A 23,756-nucleotide genomic window follows, 5' to 3' on the forward strand; every position below is an offset into this window, starting at 1 on the left:
GTGAGGATCCCGATGAACCGCAACCGCAACCGCAGCCGCCTGCTGTCGCCACTGATGCCCCTGGCTGTGCTCGCCATGCTCGCGCTGTCCGGGTGCGGCGGCCACGGGCAGTCCTCGGCCGCCGACCCCTCGTCGACCGAACCGGCCCCAACAACCCGGACTCCGGAGGAGAGCACCGAGGCGCCGTCGCCGAACGGGGCGGCCGCCGACCCCTGCGCCCTGGTGACCAAGCAGGAGGCCGAGAAGTTGGCCGGTACAGCGCTCGACCCCGCAAAACCGGTACGGGAGACCTGCACCTACACCGGTCCCGTCACCGGGCCTACGGCCCAGGTGGAGGTCTTCGTCGGGGACGGTGCGAAGAAGTACCTCGACATCGAACGCGAGCTCGGACACACGCTCAGGCCGCTGGCCGGTGTCGGCGACGAGGCGTACGCCGAGGACGAGGCGGTCTTCCTCCGCAGGTCCGACCGGTGGGTGTCGATCCGCCTGGTGCGCCTCAACGACCCGGCGGAGAACCGCACACCACTGGAAGAGCTGGCCCGAAAGGTGGCCACCCGGATCTGACCTCGCGCCGTACGAGAAGCTCGTACTCGAACACGTCCAGGCCCTGGCCGTGGACGGTGTCGTGGCGACCGGCGCGCTCGCTGAGGGCTCGCGCGACCTGGGCCGCTGGTGGAAGAGCTCCCGTAAGAAGGTCGTCGTCGAGGCTGGGGCCCAGGGACTGTTGCAGCCCCGATGGAGCAGGGCCCAGGCGGCGATGCCCACGACGACCGCGGCCGTTCCGGCCCTCGTCCTCGCCGTCGCGGCGACGGTGGACGACGGGAAGCACAGCGCCGGGCCCGGCGCGGGCATCGTCTCCTGTGCGCTGCTCCTGATGCTGATGGGCGGACTGAACGGCGAACGCGCCGCCCGGCGGGGCGCCGGGGTCGCGGGCCGCTGGCTGGGTGGGCGCGAACACCTCGCCGTGAGTGGGCGGTTCGGCCGGCAGCCCGCCGCCTCGGCGTCGGCGCGGCCGTGGCGGTTGTGCCCCTGGCCCGCGCGATCACCGATCTGGTCCGCAAGGAGGGCATCCAGGGGCAGGTCGTGCGGCTCCGCCGGTTCCAGACTGTTCCAGGGGCGACAGCGGTGCCACGTACGCCTACTGGTCGTCGACGAGGGCCGCGAGCGTGAGATCAAGGCGTTGGGGATCGGTTCGGCCCTGTGGCACACCCTGTCCGAAGGCGATCAGGTCCGTGCCCGCGTCGGCGTGAAGCTCGGCTGGATCAGCGAGATCGAGGTCACTGCGCGGGCGCGGCATCGGGAGGGACGCTACGACGACACCGGCGAGTACCGGGTCGACGTTCCGGAGAACCTCGGCGAGGTCCGGCTCTCCGAGCCCCGCCGGGAACTTCGCCGGGACCCATGCCAGGAATTCCGCCGGGAACCGCGCTGGGAACCCCGCCGGGAGTGAGTCCCGGACTTCCCGAAACCACCCGACCCGTCCGTCTTCGCCATGAGTATCCTGACGCGGTGACCACCAGCGCAGGAGGGGCTGCGGGCGCTGACCGGGTGCGCGACCCCGATACCGTCGCGCGACTGGCGGAGTCGGCCCTGCGACAGGGGCAGTACGACGAGGCGCTGCGGCATGTCACGACGCTCCCGGCGGACGCGCCGCTGCCTGCCGAACTGGCCTGGCGGCTCGGCCGGGTACTCCACCAGCGGGGCGAGTTCGAGGGCGCCGAGTCGCTGTACGAACGCGCGGCCGCCGATGCCGGGGACACCGACGCGGACCAGGCCCAGCTGCTGGCCGGACGGTCGGCAGCACGCTGGGCCCGTGGTGACCGGACGCGAGCGCGGAGCCTCGCCGACGAGGCGGTGCGGGCTGCCGAGCAGAGCCGCGACGACGCTGCGCTGGCGGCGGCCTACCTCGCCCGGGCGCTGGCCGCCTTCAGCGAGGGCGACCGCGCCGCCAACGAACACGCCTACGCCAGGGCCTTCGCGGCGGCCGAACGGGCCGGGGACAGAGGCCTGCAGCTGCGGATCCGTTCCAACGTCGGCTCCCGCCTGGTCGAGGAGGGGCGTCTGCGCGAGGCGGTCGACGCCCTCACCGAGGCGATCCGACTCGGTGAGGGCGCCTCCCAGCAGACGCTGCTCGCACTGGCCCTGCACAACCGGGCCGAGGCCTGGCTGGGGCTCAGCGATCTCAACGCCGCCCGCGCCGACGCCGACCGTGCGCTCACCCTGTGGCAGCGGGAGGGCTCACCGCTGGCCGCGTTCGGACTGCTGATGATCGCCCGGGTGCACCTGACCCGGGGCTCCGCCTGGCAGGCGACGGCGGCCTACCGCGAGGCCCTGGCGATGGCCGAGCCGGACGGCAACGCCCAGGTCGTGGCGCAGGCATGGGCGGGACTGGCGCGCACCTGCTACGCCGACGATCCGGCCGAGGCGGCGCGGTACGCGGAGCTGTCCCTCACGCTTCCGAGCGCCGCCGGGCCGGTCACCGGCGAGCTGGCCGCGGGCTGGGTCGCACTGTGCAGCGGAGACACCGCCTCGGCCGCCCGGTACGCCGCAGACGTCCGTTCGGAGGCCGGCCGCCGCCGCGACCCGGCCGGGCTGGCCGAGGCGATGGAACTCGCCGCGCTCGCCGCGTACCGGGGTGATTCGGCCGCGGTGCCGGGGCGCCCTGCCGCACGCCGTGCCGCCGGGCTGGTGGAGGCGGCCGCGGTCTGGGCCGACACGGGCAACGAGGTGGCGCTGGCCACCAACGCGCTGCTGCGGGCGCGCCATGCGGGCGACCGGCTGTCCGAGGACGTCGCCTGGCAGCGGCTGCACCGGCTCGGGGTGTGCGACGACGTCTGGCACATCGCCGGGCCGCTGGCGGCGATCGGTCCGCCGCCGGTTCCCGAGGTTGCCGTGCAGACCCTGGGCCACTTGGCGGTACTGCTCTCCGGAACGCCCGTGCCACCGGCCGGATGGCAGTCGCGGAAGGCCCGTGAGCTCGTCAAGGTGCTGGCGGGTCAGTTGGGAAGACCGGTCACCCGGACCGCGCTCGCCGCCCTGTTGTGGCCGCAGACACCTCCGGAGGTGGCCAACCGCCGCCTGTCGGTGCTGATTTCGACGGTGCGCGCGGTCCTCGACCCGGCGCGGCGGCATCCGGCCGACCGCTTTCTGGTCACCGGCCCCTCCAGCGTGCGGCTCAACACGGAGAACGTCGTCCTCGACACGGTCCGGTTCCACGACGCGGCCTGTGCGGCCATCGCGGCGGACGCCGCGGTCGAGGGCAGCCGGGACACGGCGGCCGGCGTCGACGTGGTGGCGCGCCTGGAAGTGGTCGTCGGCATGTACACCGGTGACTTCGGCGACGACGGAGAGCTCACCGGGGAGTGGAGCGAACGCCCGCGCGCGGCCTTCGCCGAGCTGCACCGCGACGTCGTCCGTACCCTCGCCCGGCGCTGCCTGCGGCTGGACCGCTGCGACGCGGCAGCCGGCTGGTACCTGCGCCTGATCGGTGAGGACGGCTACGACGAGTCGGCCCACCTCGGACTGATCGCCGCACTCTCCGCGGCGGGCCGGCACGGCGAAGCCCGCCGCCGCTACCGCGACTACGCCAAGCGCATGCACGAGATCGATGTCCGCCCGGCCCCCTTCCCCACGGCGTGACGGTCCGGGCGGGAAGCCTGCGGGCGTACGGTGTGCCTCCCGCGCCCGGCCCCGGCGGGTTCGTTGAGAACGGGCGGCGGAGCATGAGCGATCCCGTGGTCTTCACGGAGAAAAAGGGAACGCGACGCACTGCGGCCCTGGCCCAGGTACGCCAGCACCGCGCCTGGGTCGAGTCGGGCGGTGCTTTATGGCCCGGTGACGACCTGCCCAGCCCTGCGCGTGCCGAGAACCTCATCCGTGCTGGTCGCAGGCCTGTGGTCGTGATCGATAAGGCTGCACCTCCATGACGTCCTGCTCATGCCAGGACATGGCGGCTGCCGGATACCCTGCCCCGACCGAAGATCTCATCCATTCTGGTGGGCGGCGGGGTGGGAGATGATGTGTCGGGGCGGAGAGGCCGCTTGTCGAGCGGGATCCGTCGCGAGATCGTCGATCAGAGCGGCATGATGATCAACCGTGCTGCTGCGACTGGCCCACCTTGGCGTGACCAATGTCTTCGCCGTGCTGCGCTTGCTGCCGGTGAGCGATGGGGCCAAGGACATGGAGATCCGTGCGCCACGAACACAACTGGAGGTTGCGATGTAGAAGATCGTGCCGCTGGTTGTGATGCTGCACCGGTGATGGAGGTGGGCCCTCCGGGACCGCCCACGCAGGGGGAGGCCTGAAACCGCCGCAGGCTGCTCCGGTGAATGAGCCGGGGTGGTGAGCACTGCGGAGACGGCGCACATGATGCGTCAGGTGCGAACCGAGAAGGCGAACGCGAGTGAACCACTGCCGAAGTGTCGAAAATGTGTGGACGGCTACCGAAACCGAGGTCCGGATCTTGCCTCGGGATGAGTCTGGTGGGTGCCTGCAGTCCTGGCCAGGCGGTGCCCGGCATGAAGGTGGCGCGAGCTCGGTTCAGGCGCCGGTGTGGAACGTGGGAACCCCTCGCCGCGATGTGACCGATGGTCGTGTTGACGAGCCGTCGGCGTGAAAGGGAGACCCCCAAGCAGCTGAAACTGCGAGGGGCAGAGTACCGATGCGCGGCAGGGGGGCGGACCGCCTCGTAGTAGTGGGGAAGCTCCTGTAATGGGGGTGGAGCGAAGGGGGCGGGTCGTCCTGGTCCTGTTTGGTGGTCAACCGGAGTTCCCGGGAGGAGCCAGGTGAACGGATCGAGGCCGCAGGCCAAGGTCAAGTCGTTTGACATCCCCAAGGGGATGGTGTGGGAGGCGTATCAGCGGGTCAAGGCCAACAAGGGTGCACCCGGAGTGGATGGCGTGACGATCGAGCGGTTTGAGCAGAATCTGAGCAAGAATCTGTTCAAGCTGTGGAATCGCATGTCGTCCGGCTCGTACTTCCCTCCGGCGGTGAGGGCCGTGGAGATCCCCAAGGCAGGCGGGCGGGGTGTCCGTTTGCTCGGGGTGCCCACCGTGGCCGACCGGATCGCCCAGACGGTGGCCGCGATGTATCTGGAGCGGCGGGTGGAGCCGATCTTCCATTCCGACTCCTACGGCTACCGGCCCGGGCGGTCGGCGTTGGACGCGGTGGGGCAGTGCCGGCAGCGCTGTTGGCGTAGCGACTGGGTAGTTGATCTTGACATCCGGGCGTTCTTCGACAGCGTGGATCATGAGCTGATGCTCAAGGCCGTCGAACGGCACGTCGATGCGGACGGGAAGTGGGTCCTGCTCTATGCAAAGCGGTGGCTTATGGCTCCGCTGGCAAGGGCAGATGGATCGGTGCAGCAGCGGGATCGCGGAACTCCCCAAGGATCAGCGAGCACGCCCCCAACACAATGGGCAACTTCTGCTTCGAGATCACGCTGAGTTACCGGCGGCTGGAACGGCCGCGGCGGGTGGGGGGCGGCTGAGATGGCCGGCGGTACGGTCGGCTCATGGCCAGTGGTCTTGGTGCCGGCGGCCAGAGCCCTTTCTGGTGGGCCGAGGCGGCAGCCCGGCGAGTACGGCGATGAACGGGGCGAGGGTCGAGACGGAGTGGGTCTTCGACCGCCTGGCGGCCGCGGACCTCTCGGCGGCCTACGCCCTCTTGGTACCCCAGCGGCAGGTCCGCGTGCGGCGGGCCGGCCAGGAAGGAGCGCCGCATCATGACGAGTGCGGCGATCTACGCCCGGGTCTCCTCGGCCCGGCAGAGGCAGGACCAGACCATCGGGTCGCAGACGGCGGCGCTGCGCGCGCACGCCGCGCGGCTGCAGTGTGAGGTGCCCGAGGAGTGGGTCTTTGAGGACGAGGGTCACTCCGGGGCCACCCTGGTGCGCCCGGCGCTGGAGCGGCTGCGAGACCTGGTCGCGCAGGTGGGAGTGGACGTGGTGCTCGTCTACGCGCCGGACCGCTTGGCCCGCAAGTTCGCCTATCAGGCCCTGCTGATCGAGGAGTTCGCCCGCGCGGGAACGCGCGTGGAGTTCGTCCGGGGTCCCCGTGGCGACAGCCCGGAGGACCAGCTGCTCATCCAGTTCCAGGGCATGTTCGCCGAGTACGAGAAGGCCCAGCTGATGGAGCGTTACCGGCGCGGGAAGGCCTACCGGGCCCGGGCCGGCTCCATCAATGTCCTGTCGGGGGCCCCGTTCGGCTACCGCTACCGGCGCAAGAGTCCTGAACACGGCGCCGGCTACGAGATCATCGAGCACGAGGCGGCGCTGGTGGCGGAGCTGTTCCGCCGCTACACCGACGAGGGCGCCTCCATCGCGGAGCTGACCCGCTGGCTCACCGCCTCCGGCACCCCCACTCGCACCGGCAAGACGCGCTGGGACCGCAGCGTGGTGTGGGGCATGCTGAAGAATCCCGCCTACGCGGGCACTGCCGTCTTCGGCAAGACCCAGGCGGTCCACGAGCCGGCGGGCCTGAACCGCCGCGCGAGGCTGGAAGGCCGCACCACCCCGCGCGCGGTCAAGGCCGTCGACCGGCCCCGCGAGGAGTGGATCGCCATCCCCGTCCCCGCCATCGTCACCCCGGTCACCTTCGAACGGGCCGCCCAGCGCCTGGCGGACAACAAGAAGTTCGCCTCCCGCAACAGCAAGGTCCCCTCCCTGCTGCAGGGCATGATCGCCTGCGCGAGCTGCGGATACGGCTACTACCGCAGCCACACCACGACGACCGCCAAGAACAAGATCTACTACTACCGGTGCCTGGGCTCGGACGACTACCGCTACGAGGGCGGCCGGATCTGTGCCAGCAAGCCGGTCCGCGCCGACTACCTCGACGCCGTCGTCTGGGACCACATCACCGGCCTGCTCGCCGACCCGGCGCTGATCCGCGTCGAGATCGACCAGCGACTCGAACACGCCCGCACCTCGGACCCCTCCCGGCGCGAGCGCGCCCGTCTGGAGCTGGCCCTGGCCAAGGCCACCACCAGCATCACCCGCATGATCCAGGCCTACCAGGAACAGCTGATCAGCATCGACGAGCTGCGGACCCGGATGCCCGGCCTGCGGGCCCGAAAGAGCACTCTGCGCGGGCAGCTCGACGCCCTGGAAGCCCAACTCGCCGACCGCGAGGCCTACCTGAAGCTCGCGGACGATCTGGAAGGCTTCCTCGCCCAGCTCCGCCACAATGCGGCCACGGCCAGTGTCGAAGAGCGTCAGCGCGTCCTGCGGCTGCTGGTCAAGGACGTCCTCATCGGCCCCGAGAAGATCACCATCCGCCACCGCATCCCCCTCCGGGGGCCCGGCCCTGCCAGCCGGCACCACGACCGCGGCTCCGACACGGAGAGTGACCGTGACCCGAGTTATCTATTGCGTTGGGGGCGTGAGTTCGCCCGTGTTGGCGAATCTGTATCTGCACTATGCGTTCGATGTGTGGCTGGCGCGGGAGTTCCCGCAGGTTACCTTCGAGCGATATTGCGACGATGCGGTGATTCACTGCGGCAGCGAGCGGCAGGCCCGCCGAGTGCGGGACGCGCTCGCGGCCAGGTTGGCGCAGGTCGGTCTGGAGTTGCATCCGGACAAGACGCGCATCGTGTGTGTGCCACGCGCGCAGAGGGAGAGGTCGGCATGTAGGTAGGTGACCTTGAACTCCGTGCTGCTGCGTGGGAGATGAAGGATTGTTGGCCCTTCAACGTCGCCCTTCGGGGGGTGGCGTTAAACCGCCTCATGCTGCGTTGGTTTGAAGACCGTCGTGGTGAGCGATGAGGAAAAGGCGTCGCAACAGGCGTCAGGTGGGGATCGGGAAGGCGAGCGCAAGCGAATCGCTGCTGAAGTGTCGAAATTGGTTTGAGTCGGCATCAAAACTGGGGCGCGTACGAGGTTCCAGGATAAGTCTGGCGGACACCCGGTTACTGGCCAGGCGGTGCCCGGCATGTAGGCGACGCGAGCCCGGTCTGCGGCTTTCACGTGGAACGTGGGAAGGCTGGTCCCGACACTGGGTCCGTCCGGGAATGGGCGGGCGCGAGAGGGAGTGTCTCAAGCGGCCAGAACCGTAAGGGATTGAGTACCGTCGCGGGATCGGCATTCGGACCGGCCCATAGTAGTGACGAAGGCTCTGTAATGGAGAGGGAGCGAAGGGGTCGGACCGTCCGTGGGAAGTTCGTTCGGGCAACCAGAGAACTCTGGGAGGGATCGAGTGGGCGAACCGAAGTCGAAAGAAAAGCCGTTCTATATCGCCAAGTGGCTTGTGTGGGAGGCGTATCAGAGAGTCAAGGCCAATCAGGGGGCTCCGGGTGTGGACGGGTGCTCGATCGAGGATTTCGAGGCCGACCTGAAGAACAATCTCTATCGGGTGTGGAACCGCATGTCCTCGGGGAGTTACTTTCCGCCCCCGGTGAAGGCAGTGGAAATACCGAAACCCCATGGCGGAGTCAGAGTCCTCGGGGTGCCCACCGTGGCGGATCGGATCGCGCAAACAGTGGTGGCCATGGAACTGGAAAAGAGGGTGGAGCCGCGGTTTCACCCGGATTCCTATGGATACCGGCCGAACCGGTCTGCGCTGGACGCGGTGGGGACGTGCCGGCAGCGCTGCTGGGAGAACGACTGGGTGCTGGACTTGGACATCCAAAAGTTCTTCGACAGCGTGGACCACGAGTTGATGGTCAAGGCGGTTGAGGCAAACACTGACCAACCATGGGTGGTGCTGTATGTAAAGCGGTGGCTTGTTGCACCGATACAGCACGCCGACGGTTCCCTGCACGAGCGGACCCGGGGGACTCCCCAGGGTTCTGCGGTATCGCCTGTGTTGGCCAATCTCTTTCTCCACTACGCGTTCGACATGTGGATGGCCCGGAAATTTCCGGGCGTTCGGTTCGAGCGGTACGTGGACGACGGAGTGGTGCACTGCGTCAGCAAGCAGCAGGCGGAGATGCTGCGAGACGCAATCGGTCAGCGGATGGTCGAAGTCGGGCTCACACTTCACCCGGACAAGACCAAGGTGGTGTACTGCAAGGACAGCAACAGGCGAGGTGAGTTCGAGAACACCTCGTTCACGTTCTTGGGGTACACCTTTCGTCCCCGCAGGGCGCACAACAAGCGGAAAGGGGTGAGGTTCACCTCGTTCCAGCCTGCGATGAGTCGGGAGAAGCTGATCGAGAAAGGCCGGGAGGTTCGCAGTTGGCGGCTTCACCGGCGGCCCAACGACACCCTGATAGACCTCGCGAAGGCGATCAACTCGATCGTGCGAGGCTGGATGACCTACTGGGGCCGGTTCTACCGAGAACAGATGATTCCACTCCTCAAGCGCATCAACACCTACCTGTTGCGCTGGGCCCGTAAGAAATATAGACGGTTGCGTGGGTTCAAACGTCTGAAAGCGTGGTGGATCAGGGTGACAAAGATTGCCCCGGGTCTGTTCGCGCACTGGGCATGGACACACCGTTTTCATCCGACTGGATGGTAGGAGCCCGGTGACGGGAGACTGTCACGCCGGGATCTGTGGGAGCCCGGGGGTGAGATTCCCCCGGGCTACCCGACATTGCAAGGACGCGAACCGGCAGGGCTCCTATGAGCACACGTCGTTCACGTTCCTTGGGTACACGTTCCGGCCCAGGCTGGCCATCAGCCGGTTCGGGAAGCACTTCGTGAGCTTCCTGCCCGCGGTCAGCAGGGAGGCGATCAAGGCGATGGGCAAGGTGCTTCGTTCCTGGCATCTTGCCAACCTCAGTGACAAGTCCCTGATGGACCTTGCGCGGATGTTCAACAGCATCGTGCAGGGATGGATCAACTATTACGGGCGCTTCTACCAGTCCGGGTTGTATCCCCTCCTCCGGCGCATCAACGACTACCTGGTGCGGTGGGCGTGCCGGAAGTACAAACGACTCCGCCGCCGGGAGAAACGGGCGCGGGAACTGCTGGCGGGTGCGGCCCGCCGCTACCCGAACCTGTTCGCCCACTGGCGGTTCGGCCTCAAGCCTGACGGCTGGACGATGGGAGCCGTGTGAGCCGAGAGGCTCCCGCACGGTTCTGCGAGCGGCGGCGGGTGCGATTCCCGCCGCCGACTCACCTGGCCTTGTGCCATCAGAGCGCGGTGCTGGAGCGCCAACTCGGCACAACCAGGGCACGGTTGACTCCAGGCGACCGGGCGTTCCCGGCAGCCCTGCTGCACCAGCTGCCGCGCGAAGCGCTCCGAACGATGCGGCTGCTGGTGCGTCCGGAGACGATGTTGCGCCGACACCGTGATCTTCTCGCGCGCCGCCACGCCGCACAGTCCCGTCCGAAGCACCCGGGACGGCCTCGGACCGTGTGCTCGGGCCGCGCTCTGGTGGTGCGTTTGGCGAGGGAGAACCCCGGACGGGGCTATCGGAGGGGGCACGGCGCACGGCGAGTTGCTCATCCTCGGGGTGAAGGTTGCTGCGTCCACCATCTGGGAGATTCTCAAGGAGGCCGGCATCGACCCGATGGAGGAACTGTGGTGGATTGGGGATGGGGCGACGTGCTGTCAGCGGCTGTCGCGGCGCGCGTCTTCGGCGGGGACATTGCATCGTTCGGCCAGCGGCTCTTGGGTGCCGGAGTCCGTGTCGGAGCGGCTGAGATCGCCCGTGAACGCCGTGGGGCCCTCGCACTGGCCACCTCCGGCGAGAGCGCGGAGGAGGGCTGAATTCCTCTACCGCGTCGGCGACCTCAGGCGATGGGCACGCAACCGGCCCCGCGCCGGATCCGGCGGGGATCCGCTTAACTGTATGACAAATGTGGGAAGTTCGGGAAGCGCCGGGCGACATGGTTGCTCTTCGCTCCCGTCGTCTGGAAGTGCTCTTCGGAACCCGGCTGGACGCGGCCCCGCACGCCCGAATCGCCACCCTGAAGAGGTGGCAGCGGCCTTCCACCGACTGGCCGGCGGCGGATTCGACAGTCGCCTGCTCGCACGCTGACCAGCGCAGGCCGGGAAGCGATTGGTGGCGGCGTCCTTCCCGAGACACGCATGTGGTATCGCTGGTACCGTGGATACCATGTCGGATCCCAAAGCGATGAGTCTGCGCTTTCCTGACCCTGCGCAGCGGGCGGCTATCGCGGCCGCTGCGAAGCAGGCGGGGGTCAGCATGCAGGAGTACATCCTCTCAGCCGCCTATGATCGCGCGACCGCCGTGGAGCAGCGGTTCCTGGAGCACTTCAAGGCATCCATGGCCCGTAGCAGCGCGGCTTTCGCGGCCGAGCCCAGCAGCATGGATCCCAGCGCTGAGCACCGGGCGGCCGAGCAGGAAGCGCAGCGGGAGCTTGAGCACCAGGAGCGAGGCCACGCCGCGTGACCCAGCCGGAACCGCTCCACCCTCTCGATGTCACGTTCCTACTGCACGCCGCCGAACTGCTCGACGGTGATCCGCAGGTCGACGACTACGGACCGCTCTACGCCGCTGTCGCCCGGGTCAATGCCAGAGCGATGGAGCGCGACATCTACGGATCCCTGTATCTCAAGGCCGCCGCGCTGCTGCAGACTTTGGCGAAATTGCCGTGTCTGGAACACTCCAACGAAGCCTTCGCCTGGCACGCGACCGAGGCCTACTTGCTCCTCAACGCGCGCGAACTCACCTATACGCCCAAGGCGGCCGTCGCGCTCGTGCGCGACGCGGCCTCCGGAGCGCTCGGCGTCGCCCGGATCGCCCGCCAACTGCGTGACTGGACCGCCGTCTGATCCGCGTCCTCCAGGCGACGTGCAGCAGGACGTGCAGCAGTAGGAAGCCCTCGTGACCACCCCTGTACCCAGCCCGCATCAGCACCGGACCGGCTTGTTCGTGCAGCATGCGTGCTCGATGTGCCCCGGGTCGGCTCGGTGAGGCCGTGTGCGCCTTCGAGGGGTGCCAAGGCCGGGTTGAGGGCGCAGCGTCCTGGCGCGGGCTCTGGACCCGTACTTCGCAGGTCGCTGATTCAGATGATCTGGCTCTCGTTCCACAGCGGAGAGAGCCCGGAGGGCGCTCTCTCCGGGCTCCCGGCACACGATCAGATGACCAGCGCCACCACCCCCGCCACCGCGAACGCGACACCGGCCGGCAGGATGAGCACCGCACCGAACGCGAGCTGTCCCGTCGTACGGCGACCGACCTTGGTGGTCTCGGGATCCACGGGGTCGTACGGGCGCTGTCATCCCTGAAGGAGCGGGGCCGGTCAAGGGTGTTACCCTGTCTGTTTTCCCGGTTTCCGGCCGAGTTCGGGCAACGCCGAGCCCAGGCGCGGGGTCAAGGCGGAGCGCCCGCAGGCGGAGCCGAGGACGAACGGCCTTGAGGCCGCGGCGGATCGGCGCACACTGGCGGCGCCGGGGACCGGGGGTATGGAGTTGTGGTGTCTCGCCCCAGAGGTGTGGTCGTGGGGTGGGCAGGCTCGGCTGCCGGTCATCCCTTCGCGGCTGCGTCCGGCCCCGCGGCCGGACGAGCTTGTGCATGGGGCGTTCCGCGACGGCCGACGGGATCGATCACGTTAACGGCCGCGCCGCATGCGCGGGGGCCAGACAGTGCGCGATCACGCGTCGGCCGCGTTCCGGCCTGCTCGCGCCGGGTCCGGCTTCGTCAGGCAGCGGACCTCGCCGTCGCGCAGGGCGTAGTAGACCAGGGTGAGCAGCTTGCGGGCCGCGGCGGTCTTGGCCACGTTGCGGGCCGTGGTGCCGCGGCGGTAGACGATGCGGTCCTTCAGGCGCCGCATCGGGGTGTCGGCCCCGCTGCGCTGGACCGCCTCGACGCAGGCCCAGCGCAGCAGTGGCGAGCCCTGCTTGGTGATCCTGCCGCGGTGGACCTTGGTGTCCGAGGCCCGGTGCCGCGGGGTGAGCCCCGCCCAGGAGCACAGCTGGCCGGGTCCGGCGAAGCGGGCCACGTCGCCGATCTCGGCGACCATGACGGCGGCGAAGACCGGGCCGATGCCGGGGATCGTCTGCACCGCGCGGTAGCCGGGATCGCCCGCCAGGGCCTGCGCGATGAGCCTGTCCACCTCTGCGATCTCGCCGTCCAGGAAGGCGATCAGCCGGAGCAGGGAGTCGGCGCGTACCCGGTAGGAGCCGTGCAGCGGTATCCCGGCCAGCCAGGTGCGGCCGCCGCGGTCGAACACGTCGGTCACGGGCACGTGCAGGCCAGCCTTGCCGAGCACCGCGTGGATCTGGTCCTTGGCCGAGGTGCGCATGCCTACCAGCTTGTGCCGGTAGCGCACCAGCTCCCTCACCTGGCGGGTCCGGCGGGGAGCGATCCACGCCTGCGGCAGGCGTCCCATGCGCAGCAGGTCGGCCAGGTCGGCGGCGTCCTTGTCGTCGGTCTTCACCCGCCGGTAACCGAACATCTTCACGCCCAGCGGATGCGCGAGGTGCACCTCGGCTCCGGCTTCCTGGAGCGTGTCGGCGGCCCAGTACCAGCCGTAGGTGGCTTCCAGCACCACCTGCGGGTGCGGGCCGGCCTTGGCGATCTCGGCCTTGAGGGCGGCCGGGCTGTTGTCGATGCGAATCCGCTCCAGCCGTTCCCCTTGGGGGGTCATGCGCAGCAGTACCGAGCGGTTGCGGTGCAGGTCCATGCCCACGATCTGAGGTCCGTCGTAGGCTTGCATCTGGTCCATCAGGGCCTCCTGCCTGTGGACGGTCGTTACTTCTCCTGGACCGAGCATCGTTCGCACCCGGCCGGAGCGGGAGGCCCCGCTCCTTCATCGCATCACGTTGTTGGGTGTGTGAGTGTCCGATGGCGCCGTCTGGGCGTGGTGGGCTTGCCCTTCGGGCCTGGTGTCAGGCCGTGGTGGACCGGTCGGCAGGACCGGTGATCTGGTCCCAGACGGCGAAGCGGACGGTCGTCTCGGCTCGGTGGTCGGGGGCTGTCATCAGGTGGCGGCGGGGTCGGAAGTGGGGTGAGATGCCGCTGAACGCGGCCAGGAACCGCTGGGCTGCGCCGATGCTGCGGAAGCCCTTCATCGCGCGTTCGCGCCGGCGGGTGGGCCGGTGGCTGTTCTCGGCCCGGCTGTTGAGGCCCTTGTGTGAGCGGTGCTCGACCGAGAACATGACCTCGCGGTGGGCGGCGCCGCAGGAACGGAGCTGGTCGGCGACGACCACCCCGGGCACCGCCCGAGTCTTCCGCATCGGGCGGCGGAAGAAGCGCCGGGCCGCGGCCTCGTCCCGGCGGCTCTGCAGCAGGATGTCGAGCACGTTGCCGCCGGCGTCGACGGCCCGCCACAGGTACTTCTGCTCCCCGTTGATCGTCACGAAGACCTCGTCCAAGTACCACGTGTACCCGGGCCGGGGCCGGCGGCGGCGCAGTCCGTTCGCGTAGGTCTGGCCGAACTTGGCGGACCAGCGGCGGATGGTCTCGTAGGAGACGATGACGCCGCGCTGGAGCATCGACTCCTCGACCTCGCGGAAGCTGAGCGGGAAGCGGAAGTACAGCCACACGCAGTGGGAGATGACCTCGACCGGGTACTGGTGCCCCCTGTACGACGGCGCCGGGCTCTCCACGGACGATCCCCCTCCACCATGATCAATTCGAAGATCCTCCCATGCCATTCGCCAACATGACAGTGCCGTCCTGCGCAGGGTCGCCGAGGCGGCGGCGAACGCGGCCGGTGCCGTGAGGACGGGCAGGCCGGCGACGCTGGTGTGCAGGCTCACCAGCAGCATGTCGGCGAAGAGGGTGAAGCCGACCGTGAAGTTTCCCCGTGATGTTGAGCACTTCGTGCTTACGCGGCCGGGGTCACCTCGTGGCGCGGAGGATTTCCCAGATTGTGGAGGCGGCGATGGGGTGGCCGAGCCGGGTCGGCTCGCCCTGGATCCTCCTGTGCACCCACCTGGGGTTCTCCCGCGTCAGACGCAGGATGAGCTTCCTGATCGCCCCCCGGTCGGCCGCCGTCCGGTTCGCGAGCGCCGCATGCTGCAGTCCTACTTGGAGGCGATGAACCGGCGGTGCCGGGCCAGGAGCGTGCCGGGGGGTGACCGGGAAGGCCGTGCGCCAAAGCCGCCGGGTATCAGCGCGGACAGCGCCGCGCATCAGAACCGGTCCGCGGGCTCGTAGCGGACCGGGCCCTTCGACTGCCGGCGCAGTACCGCGTTCTCGTGCCGCAGCACGAGCAGCTCGGCGTCCTTGGAGGTGTCGCGGCGCAGCAGCGCCACCGGGACGGACCGCAGCTTCCGGGTCACCTTGTACACCAGCGAAACGATCACGCAGAGGTGGTGCCAGCCGACGCCGTATTGCCGCCCTCGCCTGCAGCGATGACTATCCGAGCCCGACCGGTTGTGCCCCGTTCACGGGGCGCCGGCAAACCCTCGGCCTGCGCCCGTGTGACGGGCCCGGTGCCGCGGGTGTCGACGTCCGGTGTGCTCAACGCTGCCGCCACAGGTCGATGTCGCCCCGCAGGACAAGCCCGATGAACAGTCCCACTCCGCCCAGGACGGCGACCAGGAGAAACGCCCAGAAGCCGCCGAAGTAGCCGGCGAAGCCCAATGCCATCCCGGCTGCCAAGCCTGCAATCGCTGTGTCCATTGCTCCCGGATTCGACGTAATTCGCGGGTTCTAGAGGTACTGCGGGGTTGAAGGCGCAGGTCATCGGGCTGCGAAGGGCTCGGACGTTCGGAAGCGCCTAGAGACGCGACTTTCCTGATTTGCCTGCGCTGGCCTGCTGCTTCGCCTTATCGTCTGGAGCCGTGTATGTGAAGACGACGAAGCGGGAGAACAAGTCCGGGACGGTCCGGTACCTGCATCTGGCCCACAACGAGTGGGATCCGGTGAAGGGGCGGGCGGTGCCGAAGGTGCTGTTCTCCTTCGGCCGGGAGGACGACCTGGACCGCGACGCGGTCAAGCGCCTGGTCGCGTCTCTATCGAAGCTGCTGGACCCGGGCGACGCCCTGACCGCGACCGCAGCACCGGACCTGGAGTTCACCTCCTCGGTGCCGTTCGGCGGCGCCTACGCGCTGGACCATCTGTGGCGCCGACTTCGGATCGACCAGATCGTGGGCCGGGTCGGGCAGCCCAAGCGGGGTCGCCGCCGGGACATGACCGCGACCGAGCGGGTGCTGTTCGCCCTGGTCGCCAACCGCGCACTGGCCCCCTCCTCGAAGCTCGCGGCAGCGGACTGGATCACGAACGACGTGCACATCGACGGCCTGGCCGAGACCGGCGAACAGACCTGCTACCGGGCGATGGACTGGCTGCACGAGGTGAAGGACGACCTGGAGAAGCAGGTGTTCGACGAGGTCGCGAACCTGCTGAACCTGGAGGTGGACCTGCTGTTCTTCGACACCACCAGCACCTACTTCGAGCTGGAGGAGCCCGACGAACCGGTCGCCCGCGACGACACCGGCCACAAGCTTGAGGACGGCCAGGCGGGCGGCGACGCGAAGCAGGCCGGATTCCGCACCTACGGCAAGTCGAAGGACGCCCGCGACGACCTCCCGCAGATCGTCATCGGCATGGCGGTCACCAGGGACGGCATCCCGGTGCGCTGCTGGTGCTGGCCGGGCAACGCCTCCGACCAGACCCTGATCCGCCAGGTCAAGGACGAGATGCGGGACTGGACCCTCTCCAAGATCGTGTGGGTGGCCGACCGCGGCTTCTCCTCCGCCGAGAACCGCCGCTACCTGCGCAAGGGCGACCACGCCTACATCATCGGCGAGAAGCTTCGCTCCGGGAGTCCCGAGGTGCAGGCCGCCCTGTCCCGGCAGGGCCGCTACCAGGACGTCGGCGAGAACATGCGCGTCAAGGAGGTGCGGATCAGCGACACCGACCGGTTCGTCATCTGCCACAACCCCGAAGCGGCCGAGCGCGACCGGCACATGCGCGAACAACTCGTCGCCCAGCTGGCCGACTTGATCGCTGACACCGACAAGCTCAGCGAGTTCAAGCGGGGCGAACTGCGCGGGCGGATCACCGACAAGCCCGGCCTGAACCGCTACCTTCGCGCCACCCCGGCCGGCAAGCTCCGCATCGACCAGGCGAAGATCAAGGCGGAGGAGAACCTCGACGGGAAGTACCTCCTGCGCTGCAGCGACCCCCACCTGAGCGCCGAGGACATCGCGCTGGGCTACAAGCAGTTGCTGGAAGTCGAGCGCGGCTGGCACGACATGAAGCAGATCATCGACCTGCGGCCCGTCTACCACCGGCTCGAGGAACGTATCCGAGCCCACGTCATCCTGTGCTGGCTCGCTCTCCTCCTCATCAGGATCACCGAGACCACCACCGGCAACACCTGGCCGCACATCCGACGCGAGCTCGACCGCCTCCACCTGGGCACCTTCACCGGCCCCACCGGAACCTTCCAGCAGGTCACCGCCCTGACGAAGCCCCAGCGAGACCTGCTCGCGAAGCTGCAGATCCCCGTCCCCAAGCAGGTCATCGCGCTTCAGCCCGCGCCTCGCTGACCAGCCGAAACGCGACCGCCTAGAGAAACGCCCTCCAGGCGGACCCACGCACGTCCGCCCAGGTCAGATCCCAGATTCGCCCCTCCAGGCCGCCGAATTACGTCGAACCCGGGTTGCTCACTCACCTGTCTCACGGACTGCCCGGCACCACGTCGTCGTCGCCGTGGGTGCGGCGACAGCCGCCGGCGCTCAGCTCACGCGGCCCTCTTCCGCTTCGGACTCCTCCTCGGGCAGGTGCACGTCGTCGATCGTGAGGTTGACCTCGACGACCTCGAGCCCCGTCATCCTTTCGACAGCGGAGATGACGTTGGCGCGTACGTCACCGGCGACCTCGACGATGGAGACTCCGTACTCGACGACCACGTCCAGGTCCACGGCCGCCTGGCGCTCCCCCACCTCGACCTTGACCCCGCGTGTCACTGCGGTGCCGCCGCCGGGAACACGTTCGCGTACGGCCCCGAGGGCCCGCGACATGCCGCCGCCGAGGTTGTAGACGCCAGGTACTTCGCGGGCGGACATGCCGACGATCTTTGCCACCACAGTGTCCGTGATGGTGGTCTTCCCGCGGTATTCGGCAGGGACGTCGGCGCCCCGGCGGCCCTGCAAGGTCGCACCGCCCCCGCCGGGCGGGGACTCCTGGCCGACGCTGTTCCGGTTGCTGGTGTCCGTCATGGCGGCAGTCACCTCGATCGTCCCTGGAGCATCCGAGTGATGCCTGTCAAAGGGTTGGACACCGTTCCGGCCCGACTCTCACACTCAGCCATTGTGATGTGCATCACATAGGCTGGTGTGGGGTGGGAGTGGGCGCCTCGCAAAAAGACGCGGCGTCTGCACGGCTGCGGACATCTCCGCATGCCGGCATCCCGGCACGCGACTGGGAGCGGACGTTGACCCGACAAGTCCGACCTGCACCGCCGGAACCCCGGCTCTCCGATGCCCTCCTGGCAGTGCGGGCCTCCGAGGGCGACGAGGACGCCTTTGCTGTTCTCGTGCGGCGCCACAGCCGCGACCTCCTCCTCCTGGCCTCACACATGCTCGGTAACCCGCAGGACGCCGAAGAAGCCGTCCAGGACGCCTTCGTCAGCGCGTGGCGACGGCTGCCGGAATTCCGCCACAGCGCGGCCTTCACCACCTGGATCTACCGGATCACCGTGAATCGCTGCCTGAACGCCCGGCGCCGTCGGCTGCCTCCCGTGCCGCTGGAGGAGGTGCCCGAACCCGCCGCGCACGATGCGTGCAGCTCGCCCAGCCGGACCGCCGAAAGCAACGCTGCCACGGCCGCCCTGGCCACGGCGGTCGGCGAACTCAGCGCCGACCAGCGGGTCAGCTGGATCCTGCGAGAGATACACGGACTCCCCTACTCACAGATCGCCCAGGTGACAGGTACCAGCGAAGAGACCGTGCGCGGCAGACTGTTCCGAGCACGCCGGTCCCTGAAGGAGGCGATGGTGCCATGGCGCTAGAGGACCAGCATCCGCACAACGCAGACACGAGCGTGCCCGACCTGGCCCCGCTCACCGGCGACGAGGTACTGCCCTGCGGTCGCCCCCTCAGCCACGCCTGGGAACAGGCACGGGACGCCCGGCCGCAGACGGACCCGCACACCACCTCCTGTTCGTACTGCCGCGAGGCCGCCGAAGGACTGGCCGCACTGGACGCCGCCACACAGGCGTTGCGTGAACGGCAGCCAACCGGATTGAACGCCCTCGCCGACCGCGTCATGGCCGTCGTCCGGTCCGAAGTCCGGCTCGGACGCATGCTGCCACTGGACGACCCCGCGCTGGATCTGCGGATCACCGAGAACGCTGCGGCCAAAGTGCTGCGCCAGGCCGCCGACACCGTGCCCGGGGCGACGGCCGTGAGCTGCCGCTTGAAACCCGCGGGCAAGGGCACCCACGTCCACGTGGCCATGACCCTCGCCGCGGCCCTCGACCAACCGCTGCCGGCCGCGGCCGAGGATGTTCGCCGATCGGTCATCACCGCCGCAGACCGGACCTTGGGAATGGCCGTCACGAACGTCGATATCAGGGTGATCGACGTACTGCTGCCCGAGCCCGGCGGTGCCTGATGGCCGCATCCCACGCCCCCAGCCCCCGCACGGCCGCGGCATACGCCGCTCTCTCGGTCCCCGGCGTAGCCGGCCTGCATCCCGGCCTGGCCCACCGCCTCGCACAAGCCACCGCCCACGCCTGGCCGGATACCGACGAGAGGCTTTCCCTGTCCGAAGCCGGCGTTCGCGCCGACCGGGCGGCGGACGGCTCCGGCTGGCAGGTAGAAGTGCGCTGCCTGGTGTCCGAAGGCCACCGACCGCTGGATGTGTCCCGCAACGTCCGCTCCCGGGTCCGGAGCGCTGTCCTGGCCCACCTCACCGCCCACGGCCTTGCAGAACCCCTCACCGTAACCGTCACCGTGACCCGCATCATCATCCCTGCCGGGGCTAGGACTGAAGCGGAAACCACATGAGGAGCCAGGCACCGGGATTGCACAGCCGCAGGAACCCACGAGGGAGCGCGGCCCATCAGGGCCCTCTGTGACAGCGTGGCCTCGGCAGCCAGTTCCCCTGAGGCCGGCGGGGGGCGGAGGCGAAGGTGGACTTCGGCGACGTGGAGGCGCGCCTGGCCGGCGAGCAGGTCAAGGTCTACCTGTCCCCTTCTGCACACGCGGTGCACGGGCACTGCATGGCTGCACCGCTGGGAGAACGGCGCAGCCGACCGGGCGGCCCCGCAGGCTGTGCAGGACCCGCGGGATGCGGAGGCACCGTCGGGGAGCCGGGCCCACCGGCCCGCCCGTCCGTGTGATCCTGTGCCGTTCGGAAACTCGTCGCCGCTGATCAGGCGGCGTACCCGTAACTCGTTTATGACGCCGCCGAGTACTCGGCGGCGGAGGACTCGGTGCGTAGTCAGGTCGGTCTTGGGTGCCGGGTGCTCCTGCGCGAGGGGCGGAAGCTGTCCCCGAGCCTGATGTGGGCGATGGCGGTTGTGGTGTCGGGCGTAGGCGTCCGGGGCATGGCGGGCATGGGTCTCGTTCCAGATCAGCAGGTGGTCGAGGACTTCACGCCGAAGGGTTCCGACGACCCGTTCACCGTGCGCGTTCATCCGAGGAGCCCGCGGCGCGGTCCACACGGCCTCGATGCCGTCGGCTGCGAAGACCGCGTCGAAGGACTCGGTGTACTTCGCGTCCCGGTCGCGGATCAGGAAGCGCAGTGATTCCAGGCGCAGGCCCGGCTCGACGGCGAGGTTGCGGGCTTGTCGCACGGTCCGCTGCCCGGTCGGGTGAGCGGTCACACCGGCGATGTGCGGGCGGCGCGTGCCGTGCTCGAGGAAGACCAGCGCGCAGGCCCGGCGAAGGTCGACCAGGTCGATGTGCGGGAAGTCGCATGCGATGAGGCCCTCGGCTTGCGCGGTCGGGAACTCGCGCCATGTCGGCCCGCTGCGGCGTGGGGCTGGATCGATGCCAGCGGCCGTCAGGATCTCCCAGACCGTCGTGGTGCCGGTCGGATGTCCGAGGCGGGCGAGTTCGCCCTGGATCCGTCGACAGCCCCCACGCGGATTCTCCTGGGCCGGCCGCAGCACCAGCGCCTTCACCGCGCCGGCGGCCGGTGGCCTGCCCGGCCTCCACCGGCCGCAGCACCAGCGCCTTCACCGCGCCGGCGGTCGGTGGCCTGCCCGGCCTCCGGCGGCGCTTGCTGGAGTCCCACGTGACCGCGATGAGCCTGCGGTGCCACGCGAGCAGGGTCGCGGGCGTGATTGGGAACACCCGCGCCCATCGGCGTCGCGGGAACACCGCGGACAGCGCAGCGAACCAGATCCGGTCCGACGGCTCGTACCGCACCGGACCGGTGAGCTGCCCGCGCAGCACCGCGTTCTCATGCCGCAGCACCGACAACTCGGCATCCTTGGCCGCGCGTCGACGCAACAGCACCGCCGGGACCGACAGCAGCCTCCGCGTCACCCGGTACACCAGCGAGACGATCACCCGGACAGGGTTCCAGGAGGCCCTCGTGGCGCGCCAGACCCGCTCCGAGCAGCAGCGACGAATTTCCGAACGGCACAGGTTCGGCGTGTCTGCTTGCGCGTGTGTGCTTGGGAGCGGCCCGCGCGGCGTGCGAAGAGCGGTGCGGGGCCGCTGAGCTCCGCCGTCCTGTAAAAGCGGGCCCGCCTTTTTGGGCGGGCCCGCTGTGCCGGGTCGGCGGATGATCAGTGCTTGCCCACCGGGTTCAGCACGATCGTCCCGGAGTCGTTCGCCGGGTTACCCTCGTTGGGCATCGTGTACGCGAAGAACGCCCGGCCGGTGGCGTTCTTGATCATCTTGTCGACGCGGAGGCCGAAGGTGAAGGTGCGGGAGGCGTCCTCCAGGATCGGCGTGGCGAGGAAGCAGAGGTAGTCGCCCTCGGCGCCCTCCCAGCCGGGCCGGCAGTCCTCGGGGACCGCGGTGACCGTGGTACCCGGGGGGAGGTCGACCCAGAAGGAGATCGGTTCGCCGCCGGAGCGGAGCGCGGCCAGCCAGGCGGGGCCGTGGTTGGCGAAGCCGATGTCCACCGACACCGTGCTGCCCTTGCGGGCGCGCAGCCGCTCACCGGTCAGATCGAGGTCGAAGGTGTTCGCCGTCGGGAAGTCCATCTCCGCGTAGCGGGTGTAATCGGCCGGGTCCGCGTCCGGCACGCGGACCAGCTCCAGCGCCGGCCCGTCACCCGCCTGGTAGTCGCCTTCGGTCGGCAGCTTCCGCGCCTGCTCGGCTGGCACCGCGCTGAAGTTGTAGGACATTGCGTCGTAGAGCGCGAAGCCGGCCGTCTCGACCGGGAAGGGCGCGCTCAGCCCGTATGCCGCCTCACCGGCGAACCCGCTGTCGAAGATGCAGAGCGCCGTGGAACGTCCGAGCACATCGTTGGGGTCACGCGGCTGGTACCAGCAGTTGCTGAAGGTACTGGGGAAGGACAGCCCCCGGCTGCCGGAGATCCGCAGCACGACGCCGTCGCCGCCCAGCCCGCCGGCGTTGCGGAAGCCCAGCGGCGCCTGGAAGGTGTCACCGGCCTGGAAGCCCCCGGGCTCGGTCAGCTGCTTCATCAGCAGTTCTGGGCCGCCCACCAGCACGTCCACCGTGTGTCCGGTGAAGGCCAGACCCTCGCCCGCGGCCGTGATCTCGATGGTGCCGAAGTCGCCCGCGGAGCTCTCGTCGGTCACGTCGAGGCGGATGCCGCCGAGGTCGTTGAAGTCCTGGCCCGCGTAGATCTCGTAGCCGCTGCAGGTGGCGACGAGCCCGTCGACGGAGCACCCCTGCCACCCGCCGAGCTGGGAGAAGTCCACCGCGGCAACGCCGGCCAGGGAGCTCGCGTCCACGGTGACCGTGTACTGACCGGTGTGGATCGGCCAGATGACGCCGTCCTCGTCCGGTACCGGCTCGCCGGGCGCCCGGAGTCCCAGCTCGATCTGAGGCCCACCCGGCTCACCGGCCTCCGGGTGCAGCGAGAGATTCACGCTGCCGGGGCCAGTGACCGAGACCGGCAGCAATTCCTCCTGGGCATGGGCAGGACCGGCCGACGCCGTGCCGACCAGCGCGGCCAGCACAAACGCGGAGATGGTACGCCGCACGGCGGCGAGAGGCGTCATGAGACTCCCATAACTTCAGGCATCAGACGCACCGGATCGGTGACGCATACCCATGACTCACGAACTTCCCGGAAGGTTGCCCTGAAACGCGATGGCGCCTTGTGCGTGCCGAGAATCTCGTCCGCGCAGGTCATTCCGCTTGCGGCCGCTGCCAGTTGCCACGGCATGATGACCACTCGTGCTTCTGCGTCTCGCCTGTCTGATCGTGTCGAATGCCTTCGCCGCGCTCTGGCTGCTCCCGATGAGCGACCGCGCCAAGGACGCCGAGATCCTGGCCCTGCGCCACCAGATCACGGTCCTTGAGCGGCAACTCGGCCCCAAACGGCCTTGGTGGCCTGCGGGCACAGGACGGCGGCGAGGATGGCGCGGGTGGCGACATCGACCGCGATCTGGTGGGGTCGGGCCGGGCGAGGGTGCCGTCGTCGAAGAGGGCGAGGACGTCCGGGCGGGTGGTGTCGACCTGGACCTGCTCACCGGGCCGTAGCGCCGCGGTGGGGGGCAAAGGCCCGCCCATTACAGCTGGCAGGGGTGGCGCGGACGGGGCCGGTGGGCAGTTAGCCGGGGCGGGCGAGGGTGGTGACCAGCCGGTACAGCGTGGCCTGGGACGGTGCGGGCGCGGTCTCGAACAGCCCCCAGTGCGCCGCCGCCTGCGGCGTCTCCGCCCCGATGACGGTGAAGCCGGGATCGGCGAACAGGTGCCCGGCCGGTACGACCTCGCCCCCGCCGTCGGGGCCGACGAGGTGGATGTCCTGCCCGGCCAGAGCGACCACCTGCCACGTCACGCCGCGGAAGC

23 protein-coding genes and 1 pseudogene are annotated in these 23,756 nt (G+C 69.3%); 15 read left to right on the top strand and 9 right to left on the bottom strand.

Annotation, left to right across the window (positions count from 1 at the left end; genetic code table 11):
• Window positions 1–12 precede the first annotated feature (12 nt).
• From ACX25U_RS37250 to ACX25U_RS37300, 11 genes and pseudogenes are all read left to right on the top strand, one after another.
• A complete protein-coding gene (locus ACX25U_RS37250) occupies window positions 13–564 on the top strand; it encodes a DUF3558 family protein (RefSeq protein ID WP_454386612.1) in 552 nt (183 codons plus the stop codon).
• 49 nt (window positions 565–613) lie between these two features.
• Window positions 614–1,450, top strand: a complete 837-nt coding sequence (locus tag ACX25U_RS37255) for a hypothetical protein (protein WP_454386614.1) — start codon at window positions 614–616, stop codon at window positions 1,448–1,450.
• Between the two features lie 59 nt (window positions 1,451–1,509).
• Window positions 1,510–3,639: a BTAD domain-containing putative transcriptional regulator gene (locus ACX25U_RS37260; RefSeq protein ID WP_454386616.1), complete on the top strand. Its 2,130-nt coding sequence runs from the start codon at window positions 1,510–1,512 to the stop codon at window positions 3,637–3,639.
• A 456-nt stretch (window positions 3,640–4,095) separates the two neighbouring features.
• Window positions 4,096–4,224, top strand: coding sequence for a hypothetical protein (locus ACX25U_RS37265; RefSeq protein ID WP_454386618.1), 129 nt, complete (start codon window positions 4,096–4,098; stop codon window positions 4,222–4,224).
• Window positions 4,225–4,784: 560 nt separating this feature from the next.
• Window positions 4,785–5,444 (top strand): reverse transcriptase domain-containing protein, encoded by a 660-nt coding sequence (locus tag ACX25U_RS37270; RefSeq protein ID WP_454386620.1) that lies wholly within the window; start codon window positions 4,785–4,787, stop codon window positions 5,442–5,444.
• Between the two features lie 278 nt (window positions 5,445–5,722).
• Window positions 5,723–6,844: pseudogene (locus tag ACX25U_RS37275) on the top strand (recombinase family protein); the annotation flags it as partial.
• A gap of 340 nt (window positions 6,845–7,184) precedes the next feature.
• Window positions 7,185–7,634, top strand: a complete 450-nt coding sequence (locus ACX25U_RS37280) for a reverse transcriptase domain-containing protein (protein ID WP_454394679.1) — start codon at window positions 7,185–7,187, stop codon at window positions 7,632–7,634.
• Window positions 7,635–8,192: 558 nt separating this feature from the next.
• On the top strand, window positions 8,193–9,458 hold the full coding sequence (gene ltrA, locus ACX25U_RS37285; protein WP_454386622.1) for a group II intron reverse transcriptase/maturase: 1,266 nt from the start codon (window positions 8,193–8,195) through the stop codon (window positions 9,456–9,458).
• 181 nt (window positions 9,459–9,639) lie between these two features.
• Window positions 9,640–9,999 (top strand): group II intron maturase-specific domain-containing protein, encoded by a 360-nt coding sequence (locus ACX25U_RS37290; protein ID WP_454386624.1) that lies wholly within the window; start codon window positions 9,640–9,642, stop codon window positions 9,997–9,999.
• A gap of 1,005 nt (window positions 10,000–11,004) precedes the next feature.
• Window positions 11,005–11,301 (top strand): hypothetical protein, encoded by a 297-nt coding sequence (locus ACX25U_RS37295; RefSeq protein ID WP_454386626.1) that lies wholly within the window; start codon window positions 11,005–11,007, stop codon window positions 11,299–11,301.
• On the top strand, window positions 11,298–11,684 hold the full coding sequence (locus ACX25U_RS37300) for a fic family toxin-antitoxin system, toxin component (protein WP_454386628.1): 387 nt from the start codon (window positions 11,298–11,300) through the stop codon (window positions 11,682–11,684). Before ACX25U_RS37295 ends, ACX25U_RS37300 begins: the two co-directional genes overlap by 4 nt.
• A gap of 305 nt (window positions 11,685–11,989) precedes the next feature.
• Here ACX25U_RS37300 and ACX25U_RS37305 read toward each other — a convergent pair whose 3' ends face one another.
• The 5 genes from ACX25U_RS37305 to ACX25U_RS37325 form a co-directional block, all read right to left on the bottom strand.
• A complete protein-coding gene (locus tag ACX25U_RS37305; RefSeq protein ID WP_454386630.1) occupies window positions 11,990–12,112 on the bottom strand; it encodes a hypothetical protein in 123 nt (40 codons plus the stop codon).
• A 393-nt stretch (window positions 12,113–12,505) separates the two neighbouring features.
• The gene (locus ACX25U_RS37310) at window positions 12,506–13,579 is read right to left on the bottom strand and encodes an IS110 family RNA-guided transposase (protein ID WP_454386631.1); all 1,074 of its coding nucleotides are present in this window, start codon (window positions 13,577–13,579) and stop codon (window positions 12,506–12,508) included.
• Window positions 13,580–13,742: 163 nt separating this feature from the next.
• Window positions 13,743–14,462: an IS6 family transposase gene (locus tag ACX25U_RS37315; protein ID WP_454394681.1), complete on the bottom strand. Its 720-nt coding sequence runs from the start codon at window positions 14,460–14,462 to the stop codon at window positions 13,743–13,745.
• 528 nt (window positions 14,463–14,990) lie between these two features.
• Entirely contained in the window at window positions 14,991–15,164 is a 174-nt protein-coding gene (locus ACX25U_RS37320) for a hypothetical protein (RefSeq protein WP_454386633.1), read from the bottom strand.
• Window positions 15,165–15,321: 157 nt separating this feature from the next.
• A complete protein-coding gene (locus tag ACX25U_RS37325; protein WP_454394850.1) occupies window positions 15,322–15,462 on the bottom strand; it encodes a hypothetical protein in 141 nt (46 codons plus the stop codon).
• Between the two features lie 182 nt (window positions 15,463–15,644).
• On the opposite strand from ACX25U_RS37325, the gene ACX25U_RS37330 reads away from it, so the two are divergent.
• Window positions 15,645–17,357, top strand: coding sequence for an IS1634 family transposase (locus tag ACX25U_RS37330; RefSeq protein ID WP_454382165.1), 1,713 nt, complete (start codon window positions 15,645–15,647; stop codon window positions 17,355–17,357).
• A 189-nt stretch (window positions 17,358–17,546) separates the two neighbouring features.
• Here the strand turns inward: ACX25U_RS37330 and ACX25U_RS37335 are convergent, their stop codons facing one another.
• Window positions 17,547–18,029 (bottom strand): Asp23/Gls24 family envelope stress response protein, encoded by a 483-nt coding sequence (locus ACX25U_RS37335; protein ID WP_454386635.1) that lies wholly within the window; start codon window positions 18,027–18,029, stop codon window positions 17,547–17,549.
• A gap of 275 nt (window positions 18,030–18,304) precedes the next feature.
• On the opposite strand from ACX25U_RS37335, the gene ACX25U_RS37340 reads away from it, so the two are divergent.
• Window positions 18,305–18,820 (top strand): RNA polymerase sigma factor, encoded by a 516-nt coding sequence (locus ACX25U_RS37340; RefSeq protein ID WP_454386637.1) that lies wholly within the window; start codon window positions 18,305–18,307, stop codon window positions 18,818–18,820.
• Complete coding sequence (locus ACX25U_RS37345) at window positions 18,811–19,425, top strand: hypothetical protein (RefSeq protein WP_454386638.1); 615 nt, start codon at window positions 18,811–18,813, stop codon at window positions 19,423–19,425. Before ACX25U_RS37340 ends, ACX25U_RS37345 begins: the two co-directional genes overlap by 10 nt.
• Here ACX25U_RS37345 and ACX25U_RS37350 read toward each other — a convergent pair.
• A complete protein-coding gene (locus ACX25U_RS37350) occupies window positions 19,382–20,452 on the bottom strand; it encodes an integrase core domain-containing protein (protein ID WP_454394683.1) in 1,071 nt (356 codons plus the stop codon). The genes ACX25U_RS37345 and ACX25U_RS37350 overlap by 44 nt on opposite strands.
• Window positions 20,453–21,553: 1,101 nt before the next feature.
• Entirely contained in the window at window positions 21,554–22,963 is a 1,410-nt protein-coding gene (locus ACX25U_RS37355) for a hypothetical protein (protein ID WP_454386640.1), read from the bottom strand.
• Between the two features lie 178 nt (window positions 22,964–23,141).
• Here ACX25U_RS37355 and ACX25U_RS37360 point away from each other — a divergent pair, with 178 nt between their 5' ends.
• A complete protein-coding gene (locus tag ACX25U_RS37360) occupies window positions 23,142–23,447 on the top strand; it encodes a hypothetical protein (protein ID WP_454386642.1) in 306 nt (101 codons plus the stop codon).
• 70 nt (window positions 23,448–23,517) lie between these two features.
• On the opposite strand, the gene ACX25U_RS37365 is transcribed toward ACX25U_RS37360, so the two are convergent.
• Entirely contained in the window at window positions 23,518–23,745 is a 228-nt protein-coding gene (locus ACX25U_RS37365) for a hypothetical protein (protein WP_454386644.1), read from the bottom strand.
• Window positions 23,746–23,756 lie beyond the last annotated feature (11 nt).

It is taken from the genome of Streptomyces sp. JNUCC 63, assembly GCF_054366325.1.